This window comes from Kitasatospora sp. NPDC004799, from assembly GCF_040609095.1.
Classification (GTDB): Bacteria; Actinomycetota; Actinomycetes; order Streptomycetales; family Streptomycetaceae; genus Kitasatospora.
The window spans coordinates 17,016-40,233 of the sequence record NZ_JBEXJK010000027.1; the positions used below are offsets into that span (position 1 = coordinate 17,016).

Annotated in this window: 23 protein-coding genes; 5 read left to right on the forward strand and 18 right to left on the reverse strand. The window is 70.8% G+C overall.

The window, feature by feature from the left end; all coding sequences use genetic code 11:
• Positions 1 to 16 precede the first annotated feature (16 nt).
• The 5 genes from ABZW03_RS06245 to ABZW03_RS06265 form a co-directional block, all read right to left on the reverse strand.
• The gene (locus ABZW03_RS06245) at positions 17 to 901 is read right to left on the reverse strand and encodes an aminoglycoside phosphotransferase family protein (protein ID WP_355253022.1); all 885 of its coding nucleotides are present in this window, start codon (positions 899 to 901) and stop codon (positions 17 to 19) included.
• Positions 898 to 2,193, reverse strand: a complete 1,296-nt coding sequence (locus tag ABZW03_RS06250) for a helix-turn-helix transcriptional regulator (RefSeq protein WP_355253025.1) — start codon at positions 2,191 to 2,193, stop codon at positions 898 to 900. The genes ABZW03_RS06245 and ABZW03_RS06250 overlap by 4 nt, the downstream gene beginning before the upstream one ends.
• A 120-nt stretch (positions 2,194 to 2,313) precedes the next feature.
• Entirely contained in the window at positions 2,314 to 2,595 is a 282-nt protein-coding gene (locus ABZW03_RS06255) for a DUF397 domain-containing protein (RefSeq protein WP_355253028.1), read from the reverse strand.
• Positions 2,592 to 2,822 carry a DUF397 domain-containing protein gene (locus ABZW03_RS06260; protein ID WP_355253030.1) on the reverse strand — a complete coding sequence of 77 codons (231 nt, stop codon included), beginning with the start codon at positions 2,820 to 2,822 and terminating at the stop codon, positions 2,592 to 2,594. Before ABZW03_RS06260 ends, ABZW03_RS06255 begins: the two co-directional genes overlap by 4 nt.
• Positions 2,819 to 3,694, reverse strand: a complete 876-nt coding sequence (locus tag ABZW03_RS06265) for a helix-turn-helix transcriptional regulator (protein WP_355253033.1) — start codon at positions 3,692 to 3,694, stop codon at positions 2,819 to 2,821. Before ABZW03_RS06265 ends, ABZW03_RS06260 begins: the two co-directional genes overlap by 4 nt.
• A gap of 949 nt (positions 3,695 to 4,643) precedes the next feature.
• Here ABZW03_RS06265 and ABZW03_RS06270 point away from each other — a divergent pair.
• The 3 genes from ABZW03_RS06270 (at position 4,644) to ABZW03_RS06280 (ending at position 7,775) form a co-directional block, all read left to right on the forward strand.
• Entirely contained in the window at positions 4,644 to 5,579 is a 936-nt protein-coding gene (locus ABZW03_RS06270) for a hypothetical protein (RefSeq protein WP_355253036.1), read from the forward strand.
• A 157-nt stretch (positions 5,580 to 5,736) separates the two neighbouring features.
• A complete protein-coding gene (locus ABZW03_RS06275) occupies positions 5,737 to 6,123 on the forward strand; it encodes a hypothetical protein (protein ID WP_355253039.1) in 387 nt (128 codons plus the stop codon).
• Positions 6,120 to 7,775 (forward strand): hypothetical protein, encoded by a 1,656-nt coding sequence (locus ABZW03_RS06280; RefSeq protein ID WP_355253042.1) that lies wholly within the window; start codon positions 6,120 to 6,122, stop codon positions 7,773 to 7,775. Before ABZW03_RS06275 ends, ABZW03_RS06280 begins: the two co-directional genes overlap by 4 nt.
• Before the next feature lie 10 nt (positions 7,776 to 7,785).
• On the opposite strand, the gene ABZW03_RS06285 is transcribed toward ABZW03_RS06280, so the two are convergent.
• The 8 genes from ABZW03_RS06285 to ABZW03_RS06320 are packed head-to-tail and all read right to left on the reverse strand — an operon-like array spanning position 7,786 to position 16,081.
• Positions 7,786 to 8,361, reverse strand: a complete 576-nt coding sequence (locus ABZW03_RS06285) for a DUF4913 domain-containing protein (protein WP_355253045.1) — start codon at positions 8,359 to 8,361, stop codon at positions 7,786 to 7,788.
• Positions 8,354 to 10,090 carry a TraM recognition domain-containing protein gene (locus tag ABZW03_RS06290; protein ID WP_355253048.1) on the reverse strand — a complete coding sequence of 579 codons (1,737 nt, stop codon included), beginning with the start codon at positions 10,088 to 10,090 and terminating at the stop codon, positions 8,354 to 8,356. Before ABZW03_RS06290 ends, ABZW03_RS06285 begins: the two co-directional genes overlap by 8 nt.
• The gene (locus ABZW03_RS06295) at positions 10,087 to 11,616 is read right to left on the reverse strand and encodes an ATP-binding protein (RefSeq protein ID WP_355253051.1); all 1,530 of its coding nucleotides are present in this window, start codon (positions 11,614 to 11,616) and stop codon (positions 10,087 to 10,089) included. The genes ABZW03_RS06290 and ABZW03_RS06295 overlap by 4 nt, the downstream gene beginning before the upstream one ends.
• Before the next feature lie 9 nt (positions 11,617 to 11,625).
• Positions 11,626 to 13,068 (reverse strand): SCO6880 family protein, encoded by a 1,443-nt coding sequence (locus ABZW03_RS06300; protein ID WP_355253086.1) that lies wholly within the window; start codon positions 13,066 to 13,068, stop codon positions 11,626 to 11,628.
• Positions 13,061 to 14,506 (reverse strand): hypothetical protein, encoded by a 1,446-nt coding sequence (locus tag ABZW03_RS06305; RefSeq protein WP_355253054.1) that lies wholly within the window; start codon positions 14,504 to 14,506, stop codon positions 13,061 to 13,063. Before ABZW03_RS06305 ends, ABZW03_RS06300 begins: the two co-directional genes overlap by 8 nt.
• Positions 14,503 to 15,273 carry a hypothetical protein gene (locus tag ABZW03_RS06310; RefSeq protein WP_355253057.1) on the reverse strand — a complete coding sequence of 257 codons (771 nt, stop codon included), beginning with the start codon at positions 15,271 to 15,273 and terminating at the stop codon, positions 14,503 to 14,505. The genes ABZW03_RS06305 and ABZW03_RS06310 overlap by 4 nt, the downstream gene beginning before the upstream one ends.
• A 40-nt stretch (positions 15,274 to 15,313) precedes the next feature.
• Entirely contained in the window at positions 15,314 to 15,598 is a 285-nt protein-coding gene (locus ABZW03_RS06315) for a hypothetical protein (RefSeq protein WP_355253060.1), read from the reverse strand.
• 3 nt (positions 15,599 to 15,601) lie between these two features.
• Positions 15,602 to 16,081, reverse strand: coding sequence for a hypothetical protein (locus ABZW03_RS06320; protein ID WP_355253063.1), 480 nt, complete (start codon positions 16,079 to 16,081; stop codon positions 15,602 to 15,604).
• A 158-nt stretch (positions 16,082 to 16,239) separates the two neighbouring features.
• Between ABZW03_RS06320 and ABZW03_RS06325 the strand changes: the two genes are divergently transcribed.
• On the forward strand, positions 16,240 to 17,265 hold the full coding sequence (locus tag ABZW03_RS06325; protein WP_355253066.1) for a bifunctional lytic transglycosylase/C40 family peptidase: 1,026 nt from the start codon (positions 16,240 to 16,242) through the stop codon (positions 17,263 to 17,265).
• Positions 17,266 to 17,327: 62 nt separating this feature from the next.
• On the opposite strand, the gene ABZW03_RS06330 is transcribed toward ABZW03_RS06325, so the two are convergent.
• The 3 genes from ABZW03_RS06330 to ABZW03_RS06340 are packed head-to-tail and all read right to left on the reverse strand — an operon-like array spanning position 17,328 to position 20,603.
• On the reverse strand, positions 17,328 to 18,464 hold the full coding sequence (locus ABZW03_RS06330) for a hypothetical protein (protein ID WP_355253068.1): 1,137 nt from the start codon (positions 18,462 to 18,464) through the stop codon (positions 17,328 to 17,330).
• A gap of 16 nt (positions 18,465 to 18,480) precedes the next feature.
• Positions 18,481 to 20,226: a mobilization protein gene (locus tag ABZW03_RS06335; RefSeq protein WP_355253071.1), complete on the reverse strand. Its 1,746-nt coding sequence runs from the start codon at positions 20,224 to 20,226 to the stop codon at positions 18,481 to 18,483.
• The gene (locus tag ABZW03_RS06340) at positions 20,223 to 20,603 is read right to left on the reverse strand and encodes a hypothetical protein (protein WP_355253074.1); all 381 of its coding nucleotides are present in this window, start codon (positions 20,601 to 20,603) and stop codon (positions 20,223 to 20,225) included. Before ABZW03_RS06340 ends, ABZW03_RS06335 begins: the two co-directional genes overlap by 4 nt.
• A gap of 209 nt (positions 20,604 to 20,812) precedes the next feature.
• Here ABZW03_RS06340 and ABZW03_RS06345 point away from each other — a divergent pair, with 209 nt between their 5' ends.
• On the forward strand, positions 20,813 to 21,142 hold the full coding sequence (locus ABZW03_RS06345) for a hypothetical protein (RefSeq protein ID WP_355253077.1): 330 nt from the start codon (positions 20,813 to 20,815) through the stop codon (positions 21,140 to 21,142).
• A gap of 263 nt (positions 21,143 to 21,405) precedes the next feature.
• On the opposite strand, the gene ABZW03_RS06350 is transcribed toward ABZW03_RS06345, so the two are convergent.
• The gene (locus ABZW03_RS06350; RefSeq protein ID WP_355253080.1) at positions 21,406 to 21,939 is read right to left on the reverse strand and encodes a flavodoxin domain-containing protein; all 534 of its coding nucleotides are present in this window, start codon (positions 21,937 to 21,939) and stop codon (positions 21,406 to 21,408) included.
• Between the two features lie 147 nt (positions 21,940 to 22,086).
• Positions 22,087 to 22,965 (reverse strand): universal stress protein, encoded by an 879-nt coding sequence (locus ABZW03_RS06355; protein WP_355253083.1) that lies wholly within the window; start codon positions 22,963 to 22,965, stop codon positions 22,087 to 22,089.
• Positions 22,966 to 23,218 lie beyond the last annotated feature (253 nt).

Below are 23,218 nucleotides of genomic sequence, written 5' to 3' on the forward strand. Positions count from 1 at the left end.
TGGAGGCCGCTGAAGTTCAGATAACCATCCAGCCCCACGGGCGGGGGCCTTCCCGGCCTTGGATACAGGCGAGGCGATAGTGGGCCTGGTCGCGATGCCGGGCAGGGTCGGCCGCAGCGAGCTGGAGTGCGAAGCAGGTGACGCGCAGCTCGCGGACGTCGCGCAGGACCTGGTAGCCCGGCCACTCCGTCACGTCGGCGCCGTAAGCGGCGCAGATCGCCTCGTACTGCTGGGCGGTGACGCTGCCGAAGCTCGTGAAGCCCGCGGCCATCGTCACGAGGTCGTACTCGCGCCGGCCCCGCGAAGAGCGTTCGAAGTCGAGCAGGTAGGTGGTGCTCGGGGTGACGGCGGTGTTGCCGCCCCAGGCGTCTCCGTGGACCACGCACAGTGGCTGTCCGGGCGGAAGCTCGTCCCAGGCGGTCTGGAGGTCCGCGAGGTGCCCCCGCAACCAACCGCGCTGGCGGTCATCGAGGGTGACCGCCTCGTCGATCCGCTCGGCGATCCGGACGAGCGGGTCGAGGAGGCCGAGGTCGATGTGCTCGGGTACGGGCAGATCGTGCAACCTGCGAAGCAGCGGAGCCATGTCGGCCCCGGTGCCCGGTCGGTGCGGCGGCAGCTCGTGCCAGAAGGTGACCGGCCGGTCGCCGACGAGGACGGGGACGGAGAACGCTTCCAGCGGACGGACGACGGGCAGGCCGCTCTCGTGGAGCCACCGGGCTATCGCGATCTCCTGCACGGCCGCGGGCCACTGGCCGGTGCGGGCGACCCGGGCCACCACACCTTCGGGCAGTCGCCACAACGCGTTCTCGCCCAGCCTGATCAGCTCGGCGCCGGCGGCGGACAGACCGGCTTCGGCACATGCCCTGAGTAGGACGGCGTGGGAACCGCTGGCAGTAGTCACCCGCCTACCGTAGCGGCGATATGGAGGTGCAGGCCCTGGAGCCTGCTGTGCCGTTCGTACCGACGTGCGATGTTCGCCAGCTCCCGGAGTTCCCGCATGGCCCGGTGCGACCGGAGCTGGGCAACCTCGGCCGCGGCTCGTTCGGCTTCCGGGAGTACGGCGTCGGGGTCTCCGACGACCAGCAGCAGGCCGGTCAGCTTGGTCCGGCTGAAGGTCCTGGACCGGGCGAACGGTTGGGAGTGTCCGTCGACGGCCTTCCTGAGCCGGTCGAGCGCATCGTCTACCGCGTGACCGGCGAGTGCGAGGTCGTAGACGGCATGGCCGGTGTCGCCGTGGTGCTGCGCGTCGTCGTAGTAGCTCATCCAGGGGGACTCCTGGGCAGCGCGGACCTGGGCGTACGCCTCGTCGGACCGTCCGACGGCCGCGAGGGCCGCCTGACGATTGCCCAGCCGGGCGTGCCCTCGTGCCGCCGCGTTGTTCAGCATGGCCCGCTCGGCGGGGGTGAGTCGGTCGGACCGGACGAGGCCCAACTCGGCCAGGGTCACGCCGTCCTCGTACTGCTCGCACCAGGTGGCGAGCCGGGAGCGCAGGTTGAAGGAGACAGCACGGGCGGACCAGTCGCTCGCCTCCTCCGCAAGCTCCGTCGCCCATCGAAGGTTTCGGCCGGCCTCGGCGAACTCGCCCGTGTCGAGCAGAACGGCGCCGGCGGCGCAGGCGAGACGGCTCGCAGCGGTGAGCAACCTCGGTCGTAGCGGGCTGCCGCACTGCGCCTCGGTCAGGCCTCTGACCCACCGAAGATGCGCGACGGCGGTTTCCCGGACGAGGCCGCCTCCGCCGTGCAGGTTGTCCCAGCTGCGCAGGACGGCTGCGGCGGACTCGACGTGGGAGATGTCCCCCGGACGCACCGACGAATTCGGTTCCGGGTCGAGGCGGAAGACCGGGGCCGTGATCGGGCTCATGCCGTCCATGGACGCGGCCGAGGGAAGGACCGCCGGCGTGGTCGCGACGGAGGAGTCACCCCCGACACGAAGGGCCGCTCGCATGTTCACCAGCACGAGGCCGCGGGCGAGCGCTCCGCCGGTGTCCAGCGCGATGTCGAGCGCCTCGGCGTGATGCGGCAGGCACCTGCGTTCACCGCGCTCCATCTTGCCGATCAGATCGCCGCTGAGGTGTACCAAGGCGCCGAGCTCGTCCTGCCCGTAGCCCCTCAGGACGCGCCACTGCCGGATCTCGTTGCCCAGCCACTCCTCGGGCGAACGCTCCGGGTGCAGCGTGTTGGGCCGTGCTGCCATCTCGCCCCCTTCGACCGGCGTTGGGGACGACCTCGTTGTCCCCAACGCCGGGAAGATTTCCTCACCTGTACGGGGAACCAGCGGTTCCGTGCATGGGCCGGGGCGGGCCCGGCGCCTTCGTCAAGGCCGGACGGCCCGAGCGCAGATCGCCTGGTGCTCGGCCGCGTCGATGTCCGAGTCGAACTCGCCGTCCTGGCACCCCCGGACGAAGGCGGTCCACTCCGCCGCGGTGAACAGGAGCACCTTCTGCGTGGTCGAGTGCCGGAGCGCGGTGGCGCCGTGCGGAAGGTGGGCGACCTCCAGGCGGTCCGCGGGATCGCTGTCCGGAGCCGCCATCCATCGAGCCCCGCTGAGGTCGAGCGTGTAGAGGTCGGCCTTGGCCTCCGGTTCGTACGTCGTCACGCTTCGACCAAGGTGTCGGCCGCGAGCGCGTGGATGAACGAGCGCACCTGGCCGGCGCCGGACCGGAGCGCCGGGAGCCCCGGGTTCTTCGAGTCGCGGATGGCGATGGCCGGCAGCCCCGGGACGGCCGCCAGCTCGACGCAGTTGCCGTTGTTCGCGGTGTAACTGCTCTTGTGCCACAGCACGTTGTCGAGCGGGACGGAGTAGAGGAGGTTGGTGTCGATCATGATGCGGTCAGTCTTCTCTCAGTCTGCTCGATCAGGGCCAGGGACTCCTGAGGGCCGAGGGCGGCGCGCAGGAGGTAGGAATGGAGGCGGGCGAGACGCCGCAGTCCGAGCGCGTCGTCCACCACGATCGTGCCCGTGACGGCCTCGGCGAAGGCGGTGTCCGGCGAGTCCTGGCCTTCGCCCTGGAAGAGGGTGAATGCGCCGGTCAACGTTCCTTCGGCCCCTCTGTCGAAGGGGACGACCCGAAGGTCCACGGACTCCAGGTTGAAGAGGTCCTGGAGATGACGGAGCTGGGCTGCCTGGACGGACGGCCCTCCCACCTCGAACTCCAGCGCGGCCTGGGTGATGACGGCCGTCAGGCGAAGCGGGGCCTCGTCGTGCAGACGACGCTGCCTCATCGTCTTGACCTCGACCAGGCTGTCGACCTGGTCCGGGCCGAGTGCAGCGAAGCCGACCTCGGTGACGGCGCGGGCGTAGGCCTCGGTCTGCAGGAGGGCCGGTATGTACGCGATCTGGTACTCGGCCACGGCGGCGGCCTCGTGCTCGTACGAGATGAACTCCGTGTACCTGCTGCTGAGGACGTCCGCGTAGGCGTCCCACCACATGGTCGTGCGGGCCCGACCTCGACGGAAGAGCGCCTCCAGCCGGTCCCGGTCCGACTCGGCGACGTCGAAGAGGTCCATGAGGGCCTCGAAGTCGGCCGGGGTGGCGCTGCGCTTGCCGGTCTCGATTCTCGTGACCTTGGAGGTGCTGCATCCGATCCGAGCGCCGACCTCTTCGGCTGTCCAGCCGGCGGCTTCACGCCGGTGTCGAAGATCGGCGCCGAACCTGCTGCGCGCAGCGAGCGGCTGCTGTGGGACGGCGGGCGCCATCGATCCCTCCGTGAAGCCGTGGTTCGTGGACTCTGACGTTTCGTCAGCTTAGCCTGGCTGGACGGTGCGCGGCATGTGTACGGCAACAGAATTGGCAATTTGCCAGTCACGCGCTCGACGATGGGTGCACACCGAATGGTCCGTTCCTCAGGGGCCGAGTGCGCAGTCCACGGCAGCGGCGACGGCGCCGGGAGCGCGTGGGACCGAAGCTGCTCTCGCCGTCGCCGACTACGCGCGCAACCACGTCGTCCAGGTCGTCACCAGCGAGCTGATGGTGGACCTCGGCGCCCCGGAGCCGTCTGCACCAGCCGACGTCGCATGAGGTGGCGGTCCACGCGGGCGAGGTGCTGCCGTGAAAGGGCGACCCGACCGGCGCGGCACAGCAGCTCAGCGCCGCGGTCGACGGAGGCTCGCCACTGTCTGCCGCACCGGATCTGGAACAGGCACAGTGCAACGAGACCGCCGAATCTGACAGCCGCGCGAAGGATTAAATTGTAACAATAACCACTAACTCGCTGTTCATAGTTATTGCTGACTTCGCTCACTTCTCAGGTGGGGATTCTCGGCGAGCTTGAGGTGCGGCTCGGGCCTGGTGGTTGGTCTGACGAGGGCTGTTGGCGTCATACCTGCTCCGCTCCTGTACAACCGTGGAGTGAATTGTCTGTCTGCGATTTGACGTAGCGATCATTGGAGTGGCGGGGCGGCCATTGAGTTCGGATCCGGTCGTCGCGTTGATCGGCAAAAAACCGGTAAGCGTGTGCTACACCGGGGCTCACGTAGCGTGAGGGGAGCGGGGCTCGTTCGGGACGCTCTACTCCTCGTCAGCGCAGATAGACGTACATGTGGATTGTCGTGTGGGAGAGGGCGAATGCGACCACTGAAGCCGGCGGAGCGGGAGGATCTGATTCTTGGTGTTCCTCCATCGAATGATCAGAGGATCTGGGAGCGGATGGCCGAGGAGGACGCGGCCTCGGCCGGACTCGAAGGGGGCTGGGCGGCGGATGAGCTGCCCTTGTGGACCGAGCAGGAAGCGGCTGAGCCAGTAGGCGCTCGGCCCGTTGCGGACGGGGCCGGGCTGCCCGATCTCAAGGCGCAGCTTCGCCAGGTGATGGAAGCCTGGAAGGACAACGTGCCCGAGGGGCGCAGCACGGCCGAGGATCTGCGAGTGGCGCTGGAAGCCGATGTCGAGGCGCTGCAGGTTCGGTGGCGGCAGGTCGCCCCGACGCTGGGTGGGCCTACAGGGCCGGCCTCGCCGAGCTCGACGCTACTCGCCGGCGCCCGCCGGGGCGCGAAGGACGTCAACGCAGCTCTCCGCGATGCCGACCGATGCGACCCCGTGCTCTCCGGCCTGGAGGAGTGGCGGCAACTGCGGGCCGTGCGGGAAGTGGTTGGCCGCCTGTGGCGAACTCTCGTCGTGCGGGCAGGCGAACATGCCGGTCGGCTCGTTTCCGACCACCGCGTTTCCGAGTTCCTTCGCAATGTGTCGATCCATGCGTGCGAGACGATCGCCCGGCTCGCCCTGCTGATCTCGGACCGTCTTCGCCGCGGCCGGATCGCGATGCCGAGCGCGGAGTCTCTGCTCGCACTCGGCAACGCGGCGGGCGCCTACAGCATGTCGGCCCGACGCCAGGGTGGAACTCCCGCCGCCGGCATCGGGGCGCCGGCCATCACCGTCGAGGTTCCCGAGCTGCGGCGGATGGGCGAGGCATTGCAACGGCCTGGGCCGATGGCCACGCGACCTGGGGGTACCTCGGCGAGCGCGGCCACGGCAAGGTCGGCCCGCAGGATCCCGAAGCGGCCGTCGGCTGCCGCGGGTGAGCAGCCCGCGCACCTGCGGCGCGGCGGATCGTCCGTTCAGCCGAGGCGCACACCCAAGCAGAGGTGAGTCAAGACCAGGGGGCACGCTCAGCGAGTTCAGTCGATCCGGTGAACGAACCTGCCGACGAGCCCGGGTTCATCCACAGGAACCCAGTTGTCACGCCGAACCACCGTGAGCCGTGCTTGCCTGTCTCCGCACCTCCCGCCGATCAGAGGACCGAACCATGAACCCGAACTCGGACCATCCGGACGTCGAGCAGGTGGCCGCCGTCGTCCTGAGGACGGCGGCCGCTGCGGCGCACGTCCTTGCGGACCTCGCCGTGCGCGACGACCGCTACGACCAGTTGGCGGCCCTCACGGCAGCCTCCTACGCGACCGAGGCGACCGTCTACCTCCCACTGCCTGACAGCGATCCCGAGGACAGCGTCCGCGAGGCCGACCACACTCTGGTCGACCGTCTGTCCGACCTCGCCGACGAACTCGACGAGCTCGCCCGACACTCGCTCGACCTCCGGCAGGTGCGGGACCGTCACATGGCCGCGCTCCACGCCCGGGACGCGGCCGTCGCACTGCGCAACGCCTTGCCGGTCGAGCAGGGAACGGCCGGATGATGGACGTCACCTGGGGCGATTTCGTCACCCTGGCTTCCTCCAGAATGGAGTACGCCCTGGCGGCCCTCACCCTCGCGGACGCCGAGAGCCCGAGTACACCAGCTCAGCATGCCGCACGAAGCGAGGCACTGGCGGACGTCTTCCAACTGCTCCACCGCTACTCCAGCCGATTCGGGCCCCTCGCTCCCGATCCGCTCGGCATCGCCGAAGGCGACGTCGCCCGATTGCACAGCAACGTCGAGATCCTCGGACGGTTGCTGCGGGACGAGGCCTTCTACTCCTGGCCAGAGCCTGACCCGGCGGCATCGTATCTGGCTGAAGCCGTTCGTTTCCTCCGCTTCGCAGGAGACCTGCTCGCCAGCCACCACGGGCCGGACGGAGAGCCTCGAAGCCCCTACGCCGCGTACCTGGACAGCGCCGGGGTCGCGCGCCACATGGTGGCCCAGACGGCGGAACTCGCCAGCATCGCCGCGCGCGTGGCCGTACGGATCGGCCAGCTGTGTCCGGCCGACCGCCGGGTGATCCGGAGCCACACCGTGGCCTACCGCCTGAGGGAGCATGCGGTGCTGATCGAGCAGGCGGCGATCGGCATCCAGCGACAGCTCCACTCGCCCCGCCCATCCCTTCCGGCTCCCGGCCTCCCGTACCTCCCGGTGGCGTCCACGGCGCCGCCGCCGCGGGTAAGGCCGGGCGAGTCGCAGCAGGAAGCGCTCCGGGCGGTCGGCGCGGGTGTCGAATGGATTGCCGCCCACGTGGCGCAGCAAGCGTCCCAGCGGCTGCCGGACGCCACGGTGGCCGAGTTGTCGATCGCCGCCGACCACTTCGCGGTCGCCCACCTGCTCACCGCCCGTCTGATCGAGCACACCCGGGATCTGCTCACCCCCGACCCTGTCGCTCAGGGCATCCTCGACGCGGCCGGCGACGCACTGCGCGCGGCAGCTCAGGCCTGGCAACAGGCAGCGGCCAGCTGGAAGTCGGGCCTCGGCAGTGCGCCCGCGGGCTTGAACCCCCGTCTCGTGCGGGAGGCGGAGTTCGCGGTGGTCCGGCTCGGCCGTACTCTCTTCTCCCCGGGTTGGACCCGCCGTGACACCGGGCGGCGCACCCCCAGGGCCCCGCACGAGATCATCGCGGCGCCGGGCGACGCAACCCACCTGCTCGTTGCCGCACACTCCGTCCCCGTCGCCGGACAGATCCTCGCCGAGCACGTCCCCCGCATCGCCGCCGCCCTGGTCCGGCGTGGAGCACTCCTCAGTTCTGACCCTGCCCACAACCCCCGCGGCAGCACGCCCTCCGATCAGTTCCGGGACGGCTGGACGAGGTGGTACCCGGCGTCGCCCGAGCAGATCCGCCACATCACGAACGCCTACAACAGTGCCCGTCAAGCCTCCGCCGCAGCGCAGACCACTGTCGCCCGCGCTGCCGGAGCGGCCGGACGCGCCTTCGGCAGGGCCGTGCTCGAAGCCGACCGGCGAAGCACGCTCAGCTTCACCGGAGACCCCACCGAGGACACTCGGCGGGTACGGGCCGCTGCCGCCCGCGCCCGCAGCGCGACGGTGGTTCGGCGTCCGGAACCGGCGCGGCTGCCGGCACACCGCGCGGCCGAGCTGTCCCGTGAGGTCGGCGCGCTCGATCCGCGGAGGAGGACCCGGTAGCTCCGGTCGGTCAGATGTCGTCCTCGGGGGTACACCAGGCGCTGGGCACCCTCCCGGGGAGTCGGTGCCCGGTTCGGTGCTCGCCCTTGGTGCAGCCGGCGAACGGCCCTCCGGGGCCGCGCAGATCGGCGATGTGGGGCCGGTAGTGGTCGCGGTACCAGATGCTGGGCCCGGTGTAGCCGCAGGTGGCGGGATCGGTCAGCTCCTGCCAGGCCAGCCACATCGCGTGCAGGACACCGACGGCGTCCCAGTGCTCGATCCACCGGTGGCACCACCGGGCGTCGGCGGACGCCTCGCCGAGGCAGCCGGGGACGAGGACGCCCTCGACCCACTCCGCGAGTAGCCTCAGCTCGGCGTCGCGCTGATCGCCTTCGAGGAGGAAGAGGAAAGGCGGGTACTGCCAATCGGCGCTCTCCTCCTGCTCCGCTTCGACTTCGCCGGCTGTCTCACCCCGCTCATCTGCCGCCCCGTTCCTCCCGGAGCCGGACTCCCGAAGGTCTCGCAGCTCGGCCTGAACGGCCCGGAGCATGGCCTTGAGATCTTCCACGTCCTCGACGAGCACCTGATCCGCGGCTCCGTCAGCCATGGCGTGCCGTCTTCCTCGCCTCCCACGCGGCGGCGGCGCGCTTGGCGATGAGGCTCTCCTCGGCCTTCATCGCGGGGCCGAGGTGGGCCATGGCCTGCTCGTCGTACCACGGGCGCAGGGCGATCTGGGCGACGGGCATGCCGGTGGACAGCAGTAGGGCCGTGCCGCGCTTCATCGCGCGGACCTGGGCCGGTTCGAGGATCTGCTCGCGGTGCTCGCTGAAGGACGTCGAGCCACCGTCGCGGCTCCTGGAATAGGACTCGCGGAGGATGTCGTGGTTGCCGACCAGGGTGGCGACGTCACTGACGAAGCGCGGGTCGTCCAAGCCGACACCGATCACCTTCTTCGTGGCGGCGCTCCACAGCGCGTCCATGCCGACCTCGCCCCAGGCCCGTACGCCCTGCCGGTAGGACTGAAGGATCGTGTAGGGGGTGATGCCGCGCGAGCCGAGATGGCTGTAGAGGTCGGGCAGGTCCTCGATCCGGCAGATGTTGGCCGCCTCGTCCAGGATCGCGCGCATCGGCTCGGGTAGGCGCCCACCGTGGCGCTCACCGGCCTCGGAGGCCGAGGTGAACACGGAGTCGGCGAGCGCGGCGACGACCGCGGAGGCGGCGCCGCCCTTCCTGCTGAGCAGGTAGAGGGTGTCCCGGCTGAGCGCGAACTCCTCCGGCCGGAACCGGGGCCGGTGCCGGTCGGGGAGTATCCAGGCGAGCACCTTCTCGTCGCGCAGCGCGCTCACGGCCGTGCGGGCGTTCTGGTAGATGCCGGACTGGGTCTCCTCGGCGATGTTGATGGAGCTGTCGACCTGTTCGGCCAGGACCTCCTCGTGCTGGTAGAGGATCCGAAGCGGCGCCCGCTCCTTGGGGTCGGCCAGCCACCTGAGCACGTGCCGCACGGTGGCTCCGTCCCACCAGGCGGCACGGAACATGCCGACCAGCAGGTCACTGGCGCCCTGGGCCCAGAACGGGTCGGCGACGTCCGACTTGACCTGGTTGATGAAGTGCGAGACGAGGCGCTCGGCGCGGTCGAGGGTCTCGGCCTCGGCGACGATGTCCCACCACCACGAACGCTGGATCTGGGCGACGCCCTGGGTGTCGAACGCCCAGACGTGTCCCGCTGTTTGGCGGGACGCCATCGTGGCGGCGTAGACGTCCGGCTTGTTGCTGGTCAGGAGCAGAGCCGCCGGTGCCTCCTCGGCGACCGGGATGGCGATCGCCGAGGACTTGCCGGCCCGGGGCGCCATCAGAGCGAGGTAGGTGTCCTCGTCGGACCCACGCAGTTCCACGCCGGAAGGCAGGTGGTCCCCGAGGAGCACGCCGCGATCGCGGGGCGCGACGGCGCGGGGGTTGACGTCGCGCAGGGAAGGGCGCAGCCGGGCGGCGGTACGGGCGGCCCGCTTGGGGGTGAGGTCGTGCACCTGATGGAGGGTGGCGAGGTGGGAGGCGGTGTGGAACCAGCGCAGTCCCGCCCACAGGCTCCAGACGATGCCGGCGACGGCGGCCAGGTCGAAGAGCGCAGCACCGATGCCGCTGGCAACGGGGGAGTGCGCCCAGACGGAGTGCCAGTCGCGCGTCATCTCGAAGACGGTGTACGGGCTGAGCGGCGGGACGTCGGATCCGGTGATGGCAGCGCCGGCGGCCGCACCGGCCCAGGTGGAGGCGGACAGGACGACCGTGCCGCCGACGAGGATGCCGCCGGCGAGCCACGCCCGGTCGTTCTCGGTCATCATCGGGGAGCCTCCTCCCGCTCTTTCCCGGCCGCGTCGGTGTGGTAGAGCCGGCGCTCGGTGGAGGTGAGTTCCATGGCCGCAGCGATGCCGGGCCTGGTACCGAGCTTGATGAGGTACTTGCCACGGCCGGGATGGACATGGTCGGAGGCATCGAGGCCCGTGCTGGTGGCGGACGCCCAGGACGTGATCAGCAGCCGTTCCTGCTCGGTCAGGGTCCGTTTTCCGGAGACGCGGCCCAGTTCCTCGTCGGTCGAACCGCCGATGACCCAGGTGTCGCACCGGTCCATCAGACCCCTGGCTTTGGCCCGGTCCTCCTCGGTGGGCAGGGCCTCCACGTCCTGGAGCGAGTGCGTGACGTAGATGGTGACGTCGTCGGTGCGGCGGTTGAGGCGGCTGATGGAGTCCATGGCGTCGACCAGCCCGGGGCCGGAACGAAGGGCCCGCCACATCTCGTCCATGGGCAGCACGAGCCGGCGGCGGATCATGCCGAGGCTGCGGGCGCTGTCGATGGTTTGGTACGTGTAGGCCCAGCTGGCGATCATCCCCGCGGAGACGACGTCACGGCCCCGGGCCCGCAAGGCGTCGATGTCCACGGACACCGCCGGGGTGTCCAGGTCGACCGGTGTCGTGGTCGGCCCGTCGAACATGCCCTTCAGCGGCCCGTCGACCAGGTTGTCCAGGCCTGCTACGACCGAGCGGGTCAGGTCGAGGTAGGTGTCGCCCTCGGCTGCCAGCTTGGCCCGCAGCGCCTCGGGCGCCTGGCGTAGGACGGCGATGACGTCGGGAATGACCGGGTCGGTGCCGGGCACGGCATCGGCGGCGAGCTGTACGGCGGTGGTCAGCGCGGAGCGTTCGATCTCGTTGGGCTGGCGGCCGAGCCCGCACCTGGTGGCCAGCAGCGCGCCGAGAGTCTCCAGCCGGCGCCCGTTGAGGACGTCGAGCAGGGCACCGCGCTCGACGGTGGGCAGGGCGGCCAGGCGGCCCAGCAGCGGGCCGGAGTCGAGCGGGTTGATCCGGTCGGTCCCGGTGCCGATCCTCAGCACGCTGCCGCCGAGTTCGCGGATCAGCGCGGTGTACTCGCCCTTGACGTCGGCCGGTACGCACATCATGCAGCCGAAGGCGACGTAGACGAGGCAGATGCGCTTCACCAGGGCGCTCTTGCCGACGCCGGGCTGGCTCATGACCCACACCCCGGGATTGGTGGTCAGCTTCCCGGTCCAGCCGGACGGGTCGATGCACACCAGCTCCCCGGTGAGCACGTCCCGGCCGACCGGAACCCCGCGTGGCGGCAGCCCTGAACCCAGGAGGAACGGGTAGATCGCGCCGGCCTGGGTGGAGGGCCCGGTGTAGACGGTGCCGGCGTCCTCCACCGCCGCCCGGCCGCCGTACAGGCCGCCCCAACCCAGCCGCGGAGCGTAGGTGCGCCGTGTGCCCGAGGTGCGGCGTGCCTCCCCGCGTCGCGGCCGTCCGCCGTCCGGGTCCGGGTCCGGGCGCCAGCGTGGTGTCAGCAGCTTCGGATGTCCCATACCGGCTTCCTACTTCACCAGCGGGTTGTAGCCGATCGGCAGACCGGCCGCGAAGGTGGATGCCTGCGCGCCATAGGCAGGACGCATCCGGATGCCCTTCGTCGCCTTCACCGAGCGTTCCAGCTCCTGACGGGCGTCGGGGAGCTCGGTGGCGGAGCGGGCGGTGATGGTGACCCGCAGCGTCCAGTCGACGACCTGGGCGCCGCTCGCCGCCTGGTGGGCGGCCTGCTCCGCACGCTGGTGGTCGGCCTTCTGGCTCCAGCTCGCTCGCCCCCGCACCTGTGCGGTCGCCTGCGCGCGCTGCTCGGCGTTGGAGATCTCACGTTCCAGGACCGCCTCTCCCTCATACGGGTCGAGCACCCGATAGGAGAGGGTCACACGGCGCTGGAACCGTCCGGGGCTCAGCAACGGCAGCAGGACGCTGTAGGGGATCGGACGGCGCGGCATCTCCCGCAGTACCCAACTCACGGAGACGGCGCCGTCGTGCGCGTAGGCCTCCAACAGGTCGTCGGCGGCGACTGGGCCGCACTCTCCCCAGGCCAGATCGGCGAAGTCCTCGTCCCGGGCATCGAACACCGCCGGATCGTAGGCGGACCGGACCAGACGGCGCAGGTCGGTGGGCGTGCTCCGGCGAACGATGTCGGTGCCGGTGCCGCTCAGGTCGAGCGTGTCGACCACCCGAAGGGCTTCGGCCACCTGCTCGGCCAGGTCGCTCGGTGGGTTCGCCCCCGCGGTCGGGTCGACGATGACGCTCATCCACGGAGCCACCGAGGCGGTCGCGCGTGGTGTGGTGTGCATGAGTTCGTCGACCGTGTCGAGTGCCAGGCGCGGGGCGTCCGGTCGACGGCGGTCCTTGACGTCGTCGGCGAGCGCTTCGCCCGCGCCGGGGGTGATCTGGATGGTGACGGAGGCACCCAGGATCTGCTCGTCGGTGCTCATCGCGTCCAGGACCGCGCTCCAGTTGCGCAGACTGGTGCGGACCGCGCTGGTGGTGGCCATGAGCGTCCCGCCGGGGGCGAGCAGCGTGGTGACGGTCATCGCACCGCTGGACCGGTTGTGGACCACCCCGACTGGGCGGCCCGTGGTGGGGTCGTGGGCGGCGATCAGCACGGAGCTGGCACCGACGCCGGGCAGGTCCAGGGCGTACGGCTGTGGTAGGAGAACCTGGCGGTAGGACGTGCTGCCCGAACGGTTGGCGCGCCGCCACGCGAGCAGGGCCCAGTAGTAGGCCAGGGCCGACATGCCCTGACGGCGCGCGGCGGCCAGCCCTGCGAGGGCGAGAGTGAGCGGCATGGTGACGAGCAGGGTGCCGGGGTAGCGGGCGCCGACGATGCCGTCGGCGATCAGGACGACGGCCGCCATGATGGTGGCAGGGCGCGACATTCCGGCGAGGCCGAAGCTGCGCCGTGTGCGGAAACCCTGCACCCTCAATCCGTCCGGGGCTTCATACATGGTCACAGGCGTCCTCCGTTCCGATCTCCCCTGCACCGCGGTGAACGGCCTGGTCGAGCCCGTCCAGGACCTGGATCACGGGGCCGGTGCCGGTTGCCGTCGCTACGGTCCCGGCAACGCCCGCTGCGCCGGCGGCCCCCGGCGCTTCCCCGGCACCGGCTGCGGAGCCCGTACCGTCTCCTGAGACCCCTGGGCGCGGGATTCGACCGGCGCCCGTACGGGATGCCTGGGCGAGGGCGTCGCTGCCGTCCTCGTCGGTGGCCTTGCCCTTGGGCATGGACTGTTCCACGCGTTTGGCGTGTTCCACGGCTGTGGCCGGCTGGTTTCCCCCGACCCCTTCGGCCGTGTTGCCGGCGATCTCGCTGCTCCCGCGCCCGGCCATCGCACCGATCGCGCCCACGGCCCCGATGGCGCCGGAGCCGGCCATGCCCGACCCGAGCTCCTCGCTCAGGGAGGCGAAGACCCGGGTGAGAGGCCCGGGGGCCAGGATGCCGAGCATCAGCGTGGCCAGGCCGCGCAGCCACGCCGCGAAGCCGTTCGATTGTTCGAACTCGGTGAAGCCCACGCAGATGATGACCGCGAGGATGGGCTTGTAGGCGATGCCGACGAGGATCGAGGAGATCAGCTTCGTCACCCACTTCTGGGTGGCGTCGCCGCCGACCCGTCCGGCTCCGGCGATCGGCAGCAGCAGGCACTGGATCGGGATGGCGCTGTTGCGTAGGAAGACCAGCATGAGCTGGATGAAGCCGACCAGGATGAGTACCGCTGCGCCACCCGCGACGACGACGGGATTCACGATCCCGTCGGGGACCATGGTGGTGACGATATTGTCGAAGGCGGTCTTGTCGTCATGGAAGACGCCTTGGACCAGACCGTCGGTCAGCGCGTCACCGGCTGCCAGCAGCAGGGCCACCAGCGATACCCCGAAGATGCTCAGCATCGCGTTCTGCCCCCACCCCGAGGCGGCACGCAACAGGTGCTTCGCCTGGCCGGTGACGGCCATGCGCCCGGCCTGCCAGATGAATCCGAACACGGAGACCATCAGGCCGAGCCATGCCATCATCCCGGCCAGTACGGCGTTCCCGGTCCACAGCCCGGTGCTCTCCAGTCTCAGGGACGGTCCCTTCAAAGCGATCGTGAGCGTCGTCGCCATGAGCGTCCGGCACAGTTCGACGGCCGCCTTGAGCCAGTCACCCAGAGCGGATGTCCAGATACTGTTCCACTCCTCCTTGACCGCCTTGTCGGTGGCCTTGCCCGCTGACTCGCACCAGTCGGTGTCGAAGATCCGCTCGACCATGCCGACAGCGGTCTGCTCGCAGCCGAACTCCACGATCGAACCGACGACGCCGTCGTCCGCGGCGGCCGACGGAGCGGTGGCCGTACTGCCGCCGAACACGACCGTCAGGGCCAGCAGGACGGCGGCGATCCGACACCTCACGACGCCTGCCTGACGGCAGTCCAGCCGGCCGCGTTGAACGCGGCGTCGCCCGGCGCGGCGATGGGCGGCTTCCGGTCGGGCTGTGGCGCCGAGTCCTTGACAGCCTGTCCGGACAGCTTCCAGTCACCGTCCTGCCACACTGCTCCGAGGACCCCCACGCTGTAGACCGCCTTCTCCGGAGCCGTCTCCCCGCCCTTGTCGGTGACGTTCATCAACACGTAGGCGGTCACCCGGCCAGGGGCGACCTGGATGGGCTTGAAACCGATCATGACGGTCCGCATGAACGCGCCACCCGGCAGCGGTCCGCTTTCCGGTAGTCCGAGGGCGCGGCGGGTAGCGGCGTCGGCCCGCTCCGCACCTTGGCGTACCTTCGTCTCGGCCGTCGAGGACTGCTCGGCGGGCACCATGTAGGTGCTGTAGACGGCAAGTTGTTGATCCGCGAGGGTCGCGGACCCTTCGACGCGCATCGCGGAGGCGGCCACCATCATCCCGACGGCGCCGTCGACGGTGTTCGGGAAACCGGTTTCCCGACCGTTCGCCGCCTTCCGTGCACCCCTTGACGCGGCGAGCCATCGCTCCGGTTCGGTCCAGGTCGGCGGCACGCTGTACGTGGGTGCCGGCTGCGGCGCAGCGGTCGCCACCGGCGGCGACGAGGCGGACGTCGTGCTCGCGTGGTGGGTCGCCGGAACGTCGTCGTGATCGGCCAGGGCCGCGTACCCGGTGAGCCCGAGCACGGCGGCCAGCAAGGCGCTCGAGCCCCACAGCACGGCCCGGGACAGGAGCCGGCTTCCCCTCGACCTCCTCACGTCAGCCTGCGATGCCGTTGAGGATGGAGATCAACGAACCGGCCAGCAGAACGGCTGCGACTCCACTGCCCATCCACTTGAACGGTTCGGACCCGCCGCCGTGACGGGACTTGTCGGACATCGCGAGCTTCCATACCCCGACGCCGGCGGCGACGACGCCTGCCAGCAGCAGGATCCACAGGCCGTAGCCGAACAAGGTGCTGACGGTGCCCTCCATACCCGGGATCTTGGTGGGCTTCGCCCCGGGAATCAGGCCCGAGTTCTTGGGTTCTTCGGCGATGAACATCAGTCAATTCCCTTCGAGCTGGGTGCGCAGCCGGACAGCCGCGCGCGCCACGGCGGCATCGGCCAGGGCGTCTTCGGCACGTTCGACCGATCGAAGCGCCGGTAGGTAGGGCAGGTATGCCGTTCCGGCGAGTCGTCCGCCCAGGGCACGGAGGCGGTAGCGGGCCGCGGCCGCAGGCTTGGCGGGGACGTCGGCCACCACGACGAGCCAGGGCTTCGGAACGGTGCTGGTGGGCCAGCCCCGGACGATCGTTTCCACCTGTACGGTGCCGAACACGGTGCTGGGGGCGACCAGCACCGGCTGGACGCCGTACGGCACCGGCTCGCCCGGTCCGAGTCCGCGGGCCTGTAGACCCTGGCTGTCGCCGCCGTTGAGCATGTGAAGCACCACGGCGGAGGCGATGTCGTATCCGTGAACCGGCATCAGCCCGTACCGCGGCACGGTGGGTGCCTGCTGAACAGGTACCACCGGATTGGGCGCCACGTCGCAACCTTCCCCAGTAACTCGCGTTGTCAGAGCGGCCTGTGGATCGCCGGCGAGGCCCTGATCGTTCGGTCACGTGGCGTAACGCTCCTGGCGGCGCGGAAGGCACGCCCATCCGCCCGTTCGGGCCTATCGGCGCACCTCACGAGGGGGTCTCCGTGAAGAAGGTTCTGCTGGGGTGCGCGGTGCCCTTCGTGCTGCTCGGCGCGGTCGTCGCGGTGCTACTTCCGACGGTGACGGTGGGAGCCGCCGAGCCCGGCAGAACATCGGTCAGCGGGGTGCCCGAGGAGTACCGGCCGTGGGTGCTCGCGGCCGCTGCGCACTGCCACGACCCGGCGCTGGCTCCCGAGTTGCTCGCGGCCCAGCTCTTCGAGGAGAGCGGGTTCCGAGCCGACGCCCGCAGTCCGGCCGGCGCCGAGGGGGCGGCGCAGTTCATGCCGGGCACCTGGGCGACCTGGGGGAGGGACGACGACCACAGCGGTACGGCTTCGCCCTTCGAGATCGGAGACGCCGTGATGGCGCAGGGGCGACTGATGTGCAGTCTCCTCGGACAGGCGGCGGTGTCCGGCTTCGTCGATGACCCCCGCCGACTGGCGTTGGCTGCCTACAACGCGGGATGGGCGGCGGTGGAGGCCAACCGCGGCGTGCCGCCCTTCGCCGAGACCCAACGCTATGTGGCGGACATCATCGGCAACCTGGCCCGCTTCCGTGGCGCCGGCCAGCTCTCGGAGATCACGGGACACGGCGTCGGCCCGGACGCCGCGCGCCGAGCCGCCACCCAGCTCGGTGTGCCCTACAGTTACGGCGGCGGCAGCCCGGCCGGCCCCAGCCGTGGTTACTGCGACGGAGACGGCGGCCAGCGGGACGGACAGTGCCTGGCCGGCACGACGGTCGGCTGGGACTGTTCGGCTCTCGTCCAATATGCCTACTGGCCCGCCCGCCGGCTCCCCCGCACCGCCGCTGAGCAGTACTCCGCCACGGCCGACCGTCCCGTTGCCCGGGCCGACCTCCGGGTGGGCGACCTGCTCTTCTGGCGGCACACCGTCAGCGGGCACATCTACCATGTGGCGCTCTACATCGGCCACGGAATGATGATCTCCGCGCCGAAGACCGGCGACGTCGTCAAGGAAGCCCCCGTTGCGGACATGCCCGACTCCGACTTCGCGGGCGCCACACGACCGTAAGGGCCCATGTCCGATCTCAAGGTCGGCCCCCTTGGACCCGGCAGAAATGGATCCGGGGAGGACTACCGCGACCGTCCCGGCTTGGGCTTGGGGATGCGAGCGCGGTGGGCGGTGTGCTCGGGGCCGGCGCGCTCTGCGTCACGTGCCGATGACGGGGGCCGCCCTGCAGTCGCGGAGGAGGCCCTGGCCGCGTCGATCACTACTGCGGCCGAAGGGACGGCGTCGTTCGTCGGCCGGTGCAGCGCCTCGACGGTGGCCTGGACGAGGCGGGGCACAAGGTAGGGGACAGGGCCGGATTCCCAGCCGCGATCACGCATCAGTCGCGCCAGGCGATCCCGGACCGGCGTCCCGTCGTCCTGCATGCGCGCCATCCGGGCGGCCAGCAGCGGCCACGGCCGGGAGTTCACCAGCAGTGCCGCCTCGCGTTCCCGGCCGGGCAGCGCCTCGTAGACCCAGCGTACGAAGCAGGCGTTCTCCGTCTGGCTCACACCCAGCTGCGCCAGCGCCGTCCGGCGGTCTCCGAGATCGAGATCCTTCGGTAGATCCAGCCCTACGGTCAACGGACCGTACGAGCGCACGGAGTCCCGGCTCGGCCCGTCCGCTCGCCGCCGAGCGGCGTCGAGCCCACGGTCGATTGCCTGCCCGACACCGGTCCCCTCGGCATAGGCGGCCGCCAGAACCCCTCGGATGTCGACGCCACGTTCCTGCAGTGCCTGCATGGCCGCGGCGATCTCCGGCCATGTGGGGGAGGCCAGGATCGCCTCGCGTACAGGGCCCGCCGGCATGGTCGCACGGAGCAGCCGCGCCCACTCCTGTGTCCGCTCGGTGGTGATGCGCGCGGAGTCGGACAGGACGGCATCCCGCACCGACACCGCGATGTCCCCGACCCGCGGCAGGAATCGTTCCAGGTCGACACCGGCTCGGCGCAAGGCGACCAGCTGGCGCGCCATGATCGGCCAGTCCGGACTGGACATCAACATCCAGGCCACATCGGGGGCCAGCCGGGCCTTGAGATCACCGGCCGCCTCGGTGAGCGCCTGATCGGTCGGCGGCAGGGGGTGCTCGGGCCCCGATTTCCGTTGTGCTGCGCGGCGCACCGCGTCCGCGACGGCCAGCAGCAAGCGCACAGCCACCGTCGACGTCTGCACGGCCTCGCCGACCGCCTCGGCGAACGGCTCTCCCGGGTAGGACATGGTCATCGTGATCTCCTGTTGTTCAGTGGCCCCGTCTGGGCCCTTCCGCACCAGTGCCGGGTGAGCGATTCGCCTCCGCCGACGGCCCGGCAGTCTTCTTGGCAACCACGGTCGGCGTGACGGCGAACCATGGCGCAGCTGTCGCAGCTCGCGCGTCCAGAACTGTGCCGTGAGCGCCGGCCCACCCGTCCAACCTCCAGACGAGAACCTGGGCGACGGACTCTGCTGAGTGGAGCTCACGCCTCGCCGTGACGGACGCGAGAACCGATGCGGCGTCGAAGCCCAGCCGCTCCAGGGCGATGAGGCGCTCGCGGAGGACAGGCCAGACGGGATCCACGAGTACCGCCGACGCACGGGTGGACAGTGTCCTCGTCACGACGTCGGTCAGCAGCGGCGACCGGCCGGGCATCGAGGGAGCCGGCCTTTCCGGCCTTGCGCGTCGCCGGACCGCGGTGCCCACGGACGCTCCGGTGCTCAATTCCACGGCTCCCTGGAGCGACCGGCCGGTCGTCCTCGCCGCGTCGGCCTGAAGACGGTAGCCCTGTTCCTCGTGCCACAGCTGTGCGGCCGTGACGGCCGTGACCAGGGCGAGGAGGAAGCCCAGGAAGGCGGCCGCGTCGTTGTGACCGGACGACTTGGCCGACGACAGGAGAATGCGGGCCGAGGTACGAAGCAGCATCCGCGCTTCGCCGTCCAGATCGCGCCTGCCCGGAGCCCTGGCAGCCCGTTCGAACTCCGCCGCCGACGTTCGCAGAATCGGTTCGACGAAGGGAGGCGCGGCGGCGGCCGCCAGGACGAGAAGGTCGCCGAGCGCGGCGACGTCGCCCGCTCCTGCCTGCGGTCCGCCGGAGCCGAGCGCACCTGATGCCGTGCGGAGGTTGCGCTCGAGCGTCTGCCAGAACGCGTGAGGCGGTACTTCCGGTTCCGGAATCGGAATGTGCCAGCGCTCGCGGACGCGCGGCAGCGACAGGTCGTAGGCCAGGCTCGAGCCCGCGAACCACACGGCCCGGCTCGCCCGGTCCCGGTCACCGGGCAATGCGACCGTGTAACCCGTCGGCGCGCTGCGCCCCGGGGCGCAGCGCTTGGCGACCCGCAGGCCCGATGACTGGAGACGGGCGAAGAAGTCGTCCTCGCCCGCCGCGGCTGCCGCTGCCGCGCGGACGGTTCGTTCGAGCTGCTCACGCGCACTCTCAGGCAGGTGCCGGCGCGAGGCCTTGCGCGTCTCGCCCGTCGTCGGCCACCGCTTCGCGGTTCGGTCCCCGGAGGTCAGCCGGCGCAGTCCCCACTGCAGCTCGAACTGCCGGGCCAGCTGTTGCATCCGCACGATGTCCTGCCGCAGATTCGGCTGGATTCCATCCTGGCGGACCTTCGTCGCGACGATGTGGATGTGGTCGTCCGCGTGCCGGACCGCCACCCATCGGCAGCCCCATCTGTCGTTCTGCGGGGCGATGCCGGCGGCGCTCATCATCGCCCGAGCGACCGTGGCCCACTGGCTGTCCGTCAAGGGCGGGTCCTCGGGTGCCGCACGGACCGCGACGTGGTAGACGGTTTCGGCTGGGGTGGTGCCCCGGGAAGCGTGCACCGGGGCGTCCAGGAGCAGTGCGAGATCCCCGACCGTGGTATCCGCCGACCGCGCGGGGTCGGGCACCCATGGTGCCCAGGCGGCGACCATGTGCGCGTCCTCGTGCTCGTCCCGTTTCCCGGGGCCGTACAGGTAGAACAGCAGCCCGGCGGTGTCGCTTCCGCCCTTCGCTCTTTTGGGGATCACCAGCGTGCTGCTCGCTCCCGCATCAGCTGCAATGTCGCTCGGTCGACTCGCCGGACGGCTTCCTCGATGAGTCGTGTGCCGGGCTCGGCGCCGCTGGTACTGATCGACGCGACCGATTCGCCGACTCGCACCAGCTCCCCGCGCGATCTGATGAGCTCCGCCAGGACTTCCCGGGCATCCGCGGACACCGGTACAAGCTGATCCTTGGCCACGGCCAGTGCCTTTCGGGCCACCCACGCGGACACCGCCATGCCGTCGCGTTTTGCGGCCTCTTGTACGATCGTCAGCTCGGCGTCGTTGTACGCCAGATTCACTCGGTTCGACCGCGGCGACTGCGTCTGCCGCTCTCGTCGCCGTGTGCCCTCGGTGGCGCTCACCGTCGCTGCTCCTTCGTTCCGCTGGTTGGGCGGTCGGGCGGCCGGATCGAAGGCGCCCCTGGCCGCACCGTCTTGTTGGGCCACCTTGCTTCGGGGGCGAATTGACCGGTGGCAGATACGCCGGAGTGGCAGCCGGAAATCACCGACACGGGTGACGTTGGCGGGAAGGTTCGAAGCCAACTGGGAGTGATGGCTCTACGATCCGCAGCATGACGAGGGAAGACGAGTTCCTGAGGCGAATGCGCGAGATTCAGGACGACCGTGAGAAGGCCATCGTTCCGCTCGCAGCCATCATGACGGAGCGAAAGCGCTTGAAGGATCAGTTGGCCGAGACCGAGGTCCCGTACGGAAGAGCGTATGCAGCCGCTGAGGCGGCCGGCTGGAGCACGGAGGAGCTTGCGAGGCTGGGTGCGGAGGTGCCGGCGCGCCGCCCCAAGGGGAGGCCGCGGAAGCACGTCCTGGCCAACAAGACCACCGTACCCGGCCCTTCGGTCGGTGATGAGGAGAGTTTTGAAGACGCCCGCCCACGGGTCGGTTGATCGGCGGAGCGGCCGGGCCTCCGGCCGACAGGAGTTATTGATTGCCTACAGCAGCGAGTTAGTGGTAATTGTTCCAAAAGTCCATGGTGAATCGCTCGGGGCCCTATCGGGCGTGCAGTCGCGGTAGCCGCTCGGTTGTCCTTTCTTCGGAAGGTCAGGATCGTGGCGGGGGTGTTAGGTGCGATGCCAGAGCAGGAGGGCGTCCGCCTCAAGGATCGTCGAGGCGGGTGCCCTCCTGCTCTCCCGTTCCTCCGCCTTTTCGTTCAGACCAGGCCCGTTCCCCAGGCGCGGGCGCGTTCCCGCTCCCCGGCGCGCAGCGGGCCGTCGGCGTCCTTCACGAGGAAGCCCTCGGGCTCGACCACCACGTCGTAGTGGTGGCGGGAGAGCCGGTGGGCGATGCCGTCGGCCGCGCCGCCGGCCCTGGGCATGGCGACGCGGGTGTCGAACGCGGCGGCGTGGGTGCCTGGTTCGGTGTCCGGGAGGTCGTGGAACCAGGACCGGAGCCCCGGCCCCTCGACGGTCTCCCGCGCCTCGGCGGCGGCCGCCTCGTGACCGGCCTTGTGGCCCTCGGCCGAGGCGGCCATCCGGCGGCTGAGCCCGGTGGACATGCTGCGCATGTGGGTCGGTCCGCCGACGACCAGCAGGTCGGCGGTGCGGGTGAGGTCGGCGTCGGCCTCGGCCACGGGCAGGCAGTCGACGGCCGCCTGCGGATCCGCCTCCCGGACGCCTTCGGCGATCGCTTCGGCGATCTCCCGGGTGTTGCCGTACATGCTCTCGTACACGATCACGGTGTGCATGGTGTCCGCCTTTCTCCACCTCCAGGGTCGCTGCGCGACTCCGCTCCGGAGATGGGTCGTTCGGCCCGGATCGGTCCGCCGGGCGGGCACTCCCGGGAACGTCCGGTACGGCCCGTCGCCACGCGGGGCCGGACGGTGCGTACCGGCTCAGCGTGGCCGGCCGGGCACCGTCACGACCGGGCAGTGGGCGCGGTGCAGCAGGCCGTGCGGTACCGAGCCGAGGCGCATGCCGGTGAACCCGCCGTCGCCCCGCCGCCCCACGACCACGGCCAGGGCGTGCTCGGAGGCGCGGGCGAGTTCCTCGACGGGGTGTCCGTGCGGCGACTCGTGGGTCACGGCGACGTCGGGGTACCGCTCGTGGCGGCCCGCGGTGAACTCTAGGAGCAGCCGGCGCACGATCTGCTCGGTGGCGGGCTCGTCCAGGTTGCCGACCAGGGGTCGCTGCCAGACCCGGAGCACCCGCAGCGCGGCTCCCCGCTCGTCGGCGAGGTCGAAGGCGAAGTCGACGGCGGGCTCCGAGGAGGGGCTGCCGTCCACGCCCAGCACGACGTACGGCGGGTCCTGGGTGGTGTGCTCGGGGTCGCGGACCACGACCACCGGGCAGTGGGCCTGGGCGCCCACCGGGACGGCCACCGAGTAGGCGCTCAGTGCCTCCTCGACCCGGCCGAGCCGCCGGGAGCCGAGGACGACGAGCGAGGCGCGGCGGGACTCGCGGCACAGCGCGGGGGCCGGGGCGTCCTCGGCCACGACGGTGGTCACGGCCAGGTCCGGGTGCCGCTCGCGGGCCACGGTGGTCGCCCGGTCGAGGGCCCGGTCGGCCCGTTCGCGCAGGGCCTTGTGGTACCTGCCCTCGTCGAAGGGGTGGAATTCGCGGAACAGGGCCGGGACGGCGTGCACCAGCCGCAGCGGCAGTCCCCGTCGGGCGGCCTCGTCGGCCGCCCAGGCGGCGGTCATCCGGCCGGTGTCGTGCGCGTCGACGCCGAGGACGACAGGGCGGGCGGCGTCGTCCGAACGCGTGGGTGTCATGGCGGTCCTCCTCGGTCCGGAGCTGCGGCCCCGCTTCCACGCTAGGCACGGCCCGTACTGGCGGGGAGGGCCGACCGGCCCGGTCGCCGGGAGCCTTCGGGCCCCACCCGGGCGGCCGCCGCCGTACCGTCCCCGCGGCAGAGGGGGCGTCGTCCCGACTAGTACTGCAACGGTGCTTACCGTGACGTTCGTTGGGCTCGTTCGTTGGGCTGTTCATGGGTGGGGACATATCCGAGGTCGATGCTCGTTCCTG

Excerpts from the sequence above, each read along its gene's own strand:
- ABZW03_RS06250 (WP_355253025.1), bottom strand. The coding sequence starts at position 2,193 with ATGGCAGCACGGCCCAACACGCTGCACCCGGAGCGTTCGCCCGAGGAG.
- ABZW03_RS06260 (WP_355253030.1), bottom strand. The coding sequence starts at position 2,822 with ATGATCGACACCAACCTCCTCTACTCCGTCCCGCTCGACAACGTGCTG.
- ABZW03_RS06265 (WP_355253033.1), bottom strand. The coding sequence starts at position 3,694 with ATGGCGCCCGCCGTCCCACAGCAGCCGCTCGCTGCGCGCAGCAGGTTC.
- ABZW03_RS06270 (WP_355253036.1), top strand. The coding sequence starts at position 4,644 with ATGGCCGAGGAGGACGCGGCCTCGGCCGGACTCGAAGGGGGCTGGGCG.
- ABZW03_RS06275 (WP_355253039.1), top strand. The coding sequence starts at position 5,737 with ATGAACCCGAACTCGGACCATCCGGACGTCGAGCAGGTGGCCGCCGTC.
- ABZW03_RS06280 (WP_355253042.1), top strand. The coding sequence starts at position 6,120 with ATGATGGACGTCACCTGGGGCGATTTCGTCACCCTGGCTTCCTCCAGA.
- ABZW03_RS06285 (WP_355253045.1), bottom strand. The coding sequence starts at position 8,361 with ATGGCTGACGGAGCCGCGGATCAGGTGCTCGTCGAGGACGTGGAAGAT.
- ABZW03_RS06290 (WP_355253048.1), bottom strand. The coding sequence starts at position 10,090 with ATGATGACCGAGAACGACCGGGCGTGGCTCGCCGGCGGCATCCTCGTC.
- ABZW03_RS06295 (WP_355253051.1), bottom strand. The coding sequence starts at position 11,616 with ATGGGACATCCGAAGCTGCTGACACCACGCTGGCGCCCGGACCCGGAC.
- ABZW03_RS06300 (WP_355253086.1), bottom strand. The coding sequence starts at position 13,068 with ATGTATGAAGCCCCGGACGGATTGAGGGTGCAGGGTTTCCGCACACGG.
- ABZW03_RS06315 (WP_355253060.1), bottom strand. The coding sequence starts at position 15,598 with ATGTTCATCGCCGAAGAACCCAAGAACTCGGGCCTGATTCCCGGGGCG.
- ABZW03_RS06330 (WP_355253068.1), bottom strand. The coding sequence starts at position 18,464 with ATGACCATGTCCTACCCGGGAGAGCCGTTCGCCGAGGCGGTCGGCGAG.
- ABZW03_RS06345 (WP_355253077.1), top strand. The coding sequence starts at position 20,813 with ATGACGAGGGAAGACGAGTTCCTGAGGCGAATGCGCGAGATTCAGGAC.
- ABZW03_RS06350 (WP_355253080.1), bottom strand. The coding sequence starts at position 21,939 with ATGCACACCGTGATCGTGTACGAGAGCATGTACGGCAACACCCGGGAG.
- ABZW03_RS06355 (WP_355253083.1), bottom strand. The coding sequence starts at position 22,965 with ATGACACCCACGCGTTCGGACGACGCCGCCCGCCCTGTCGTCCTCGGC.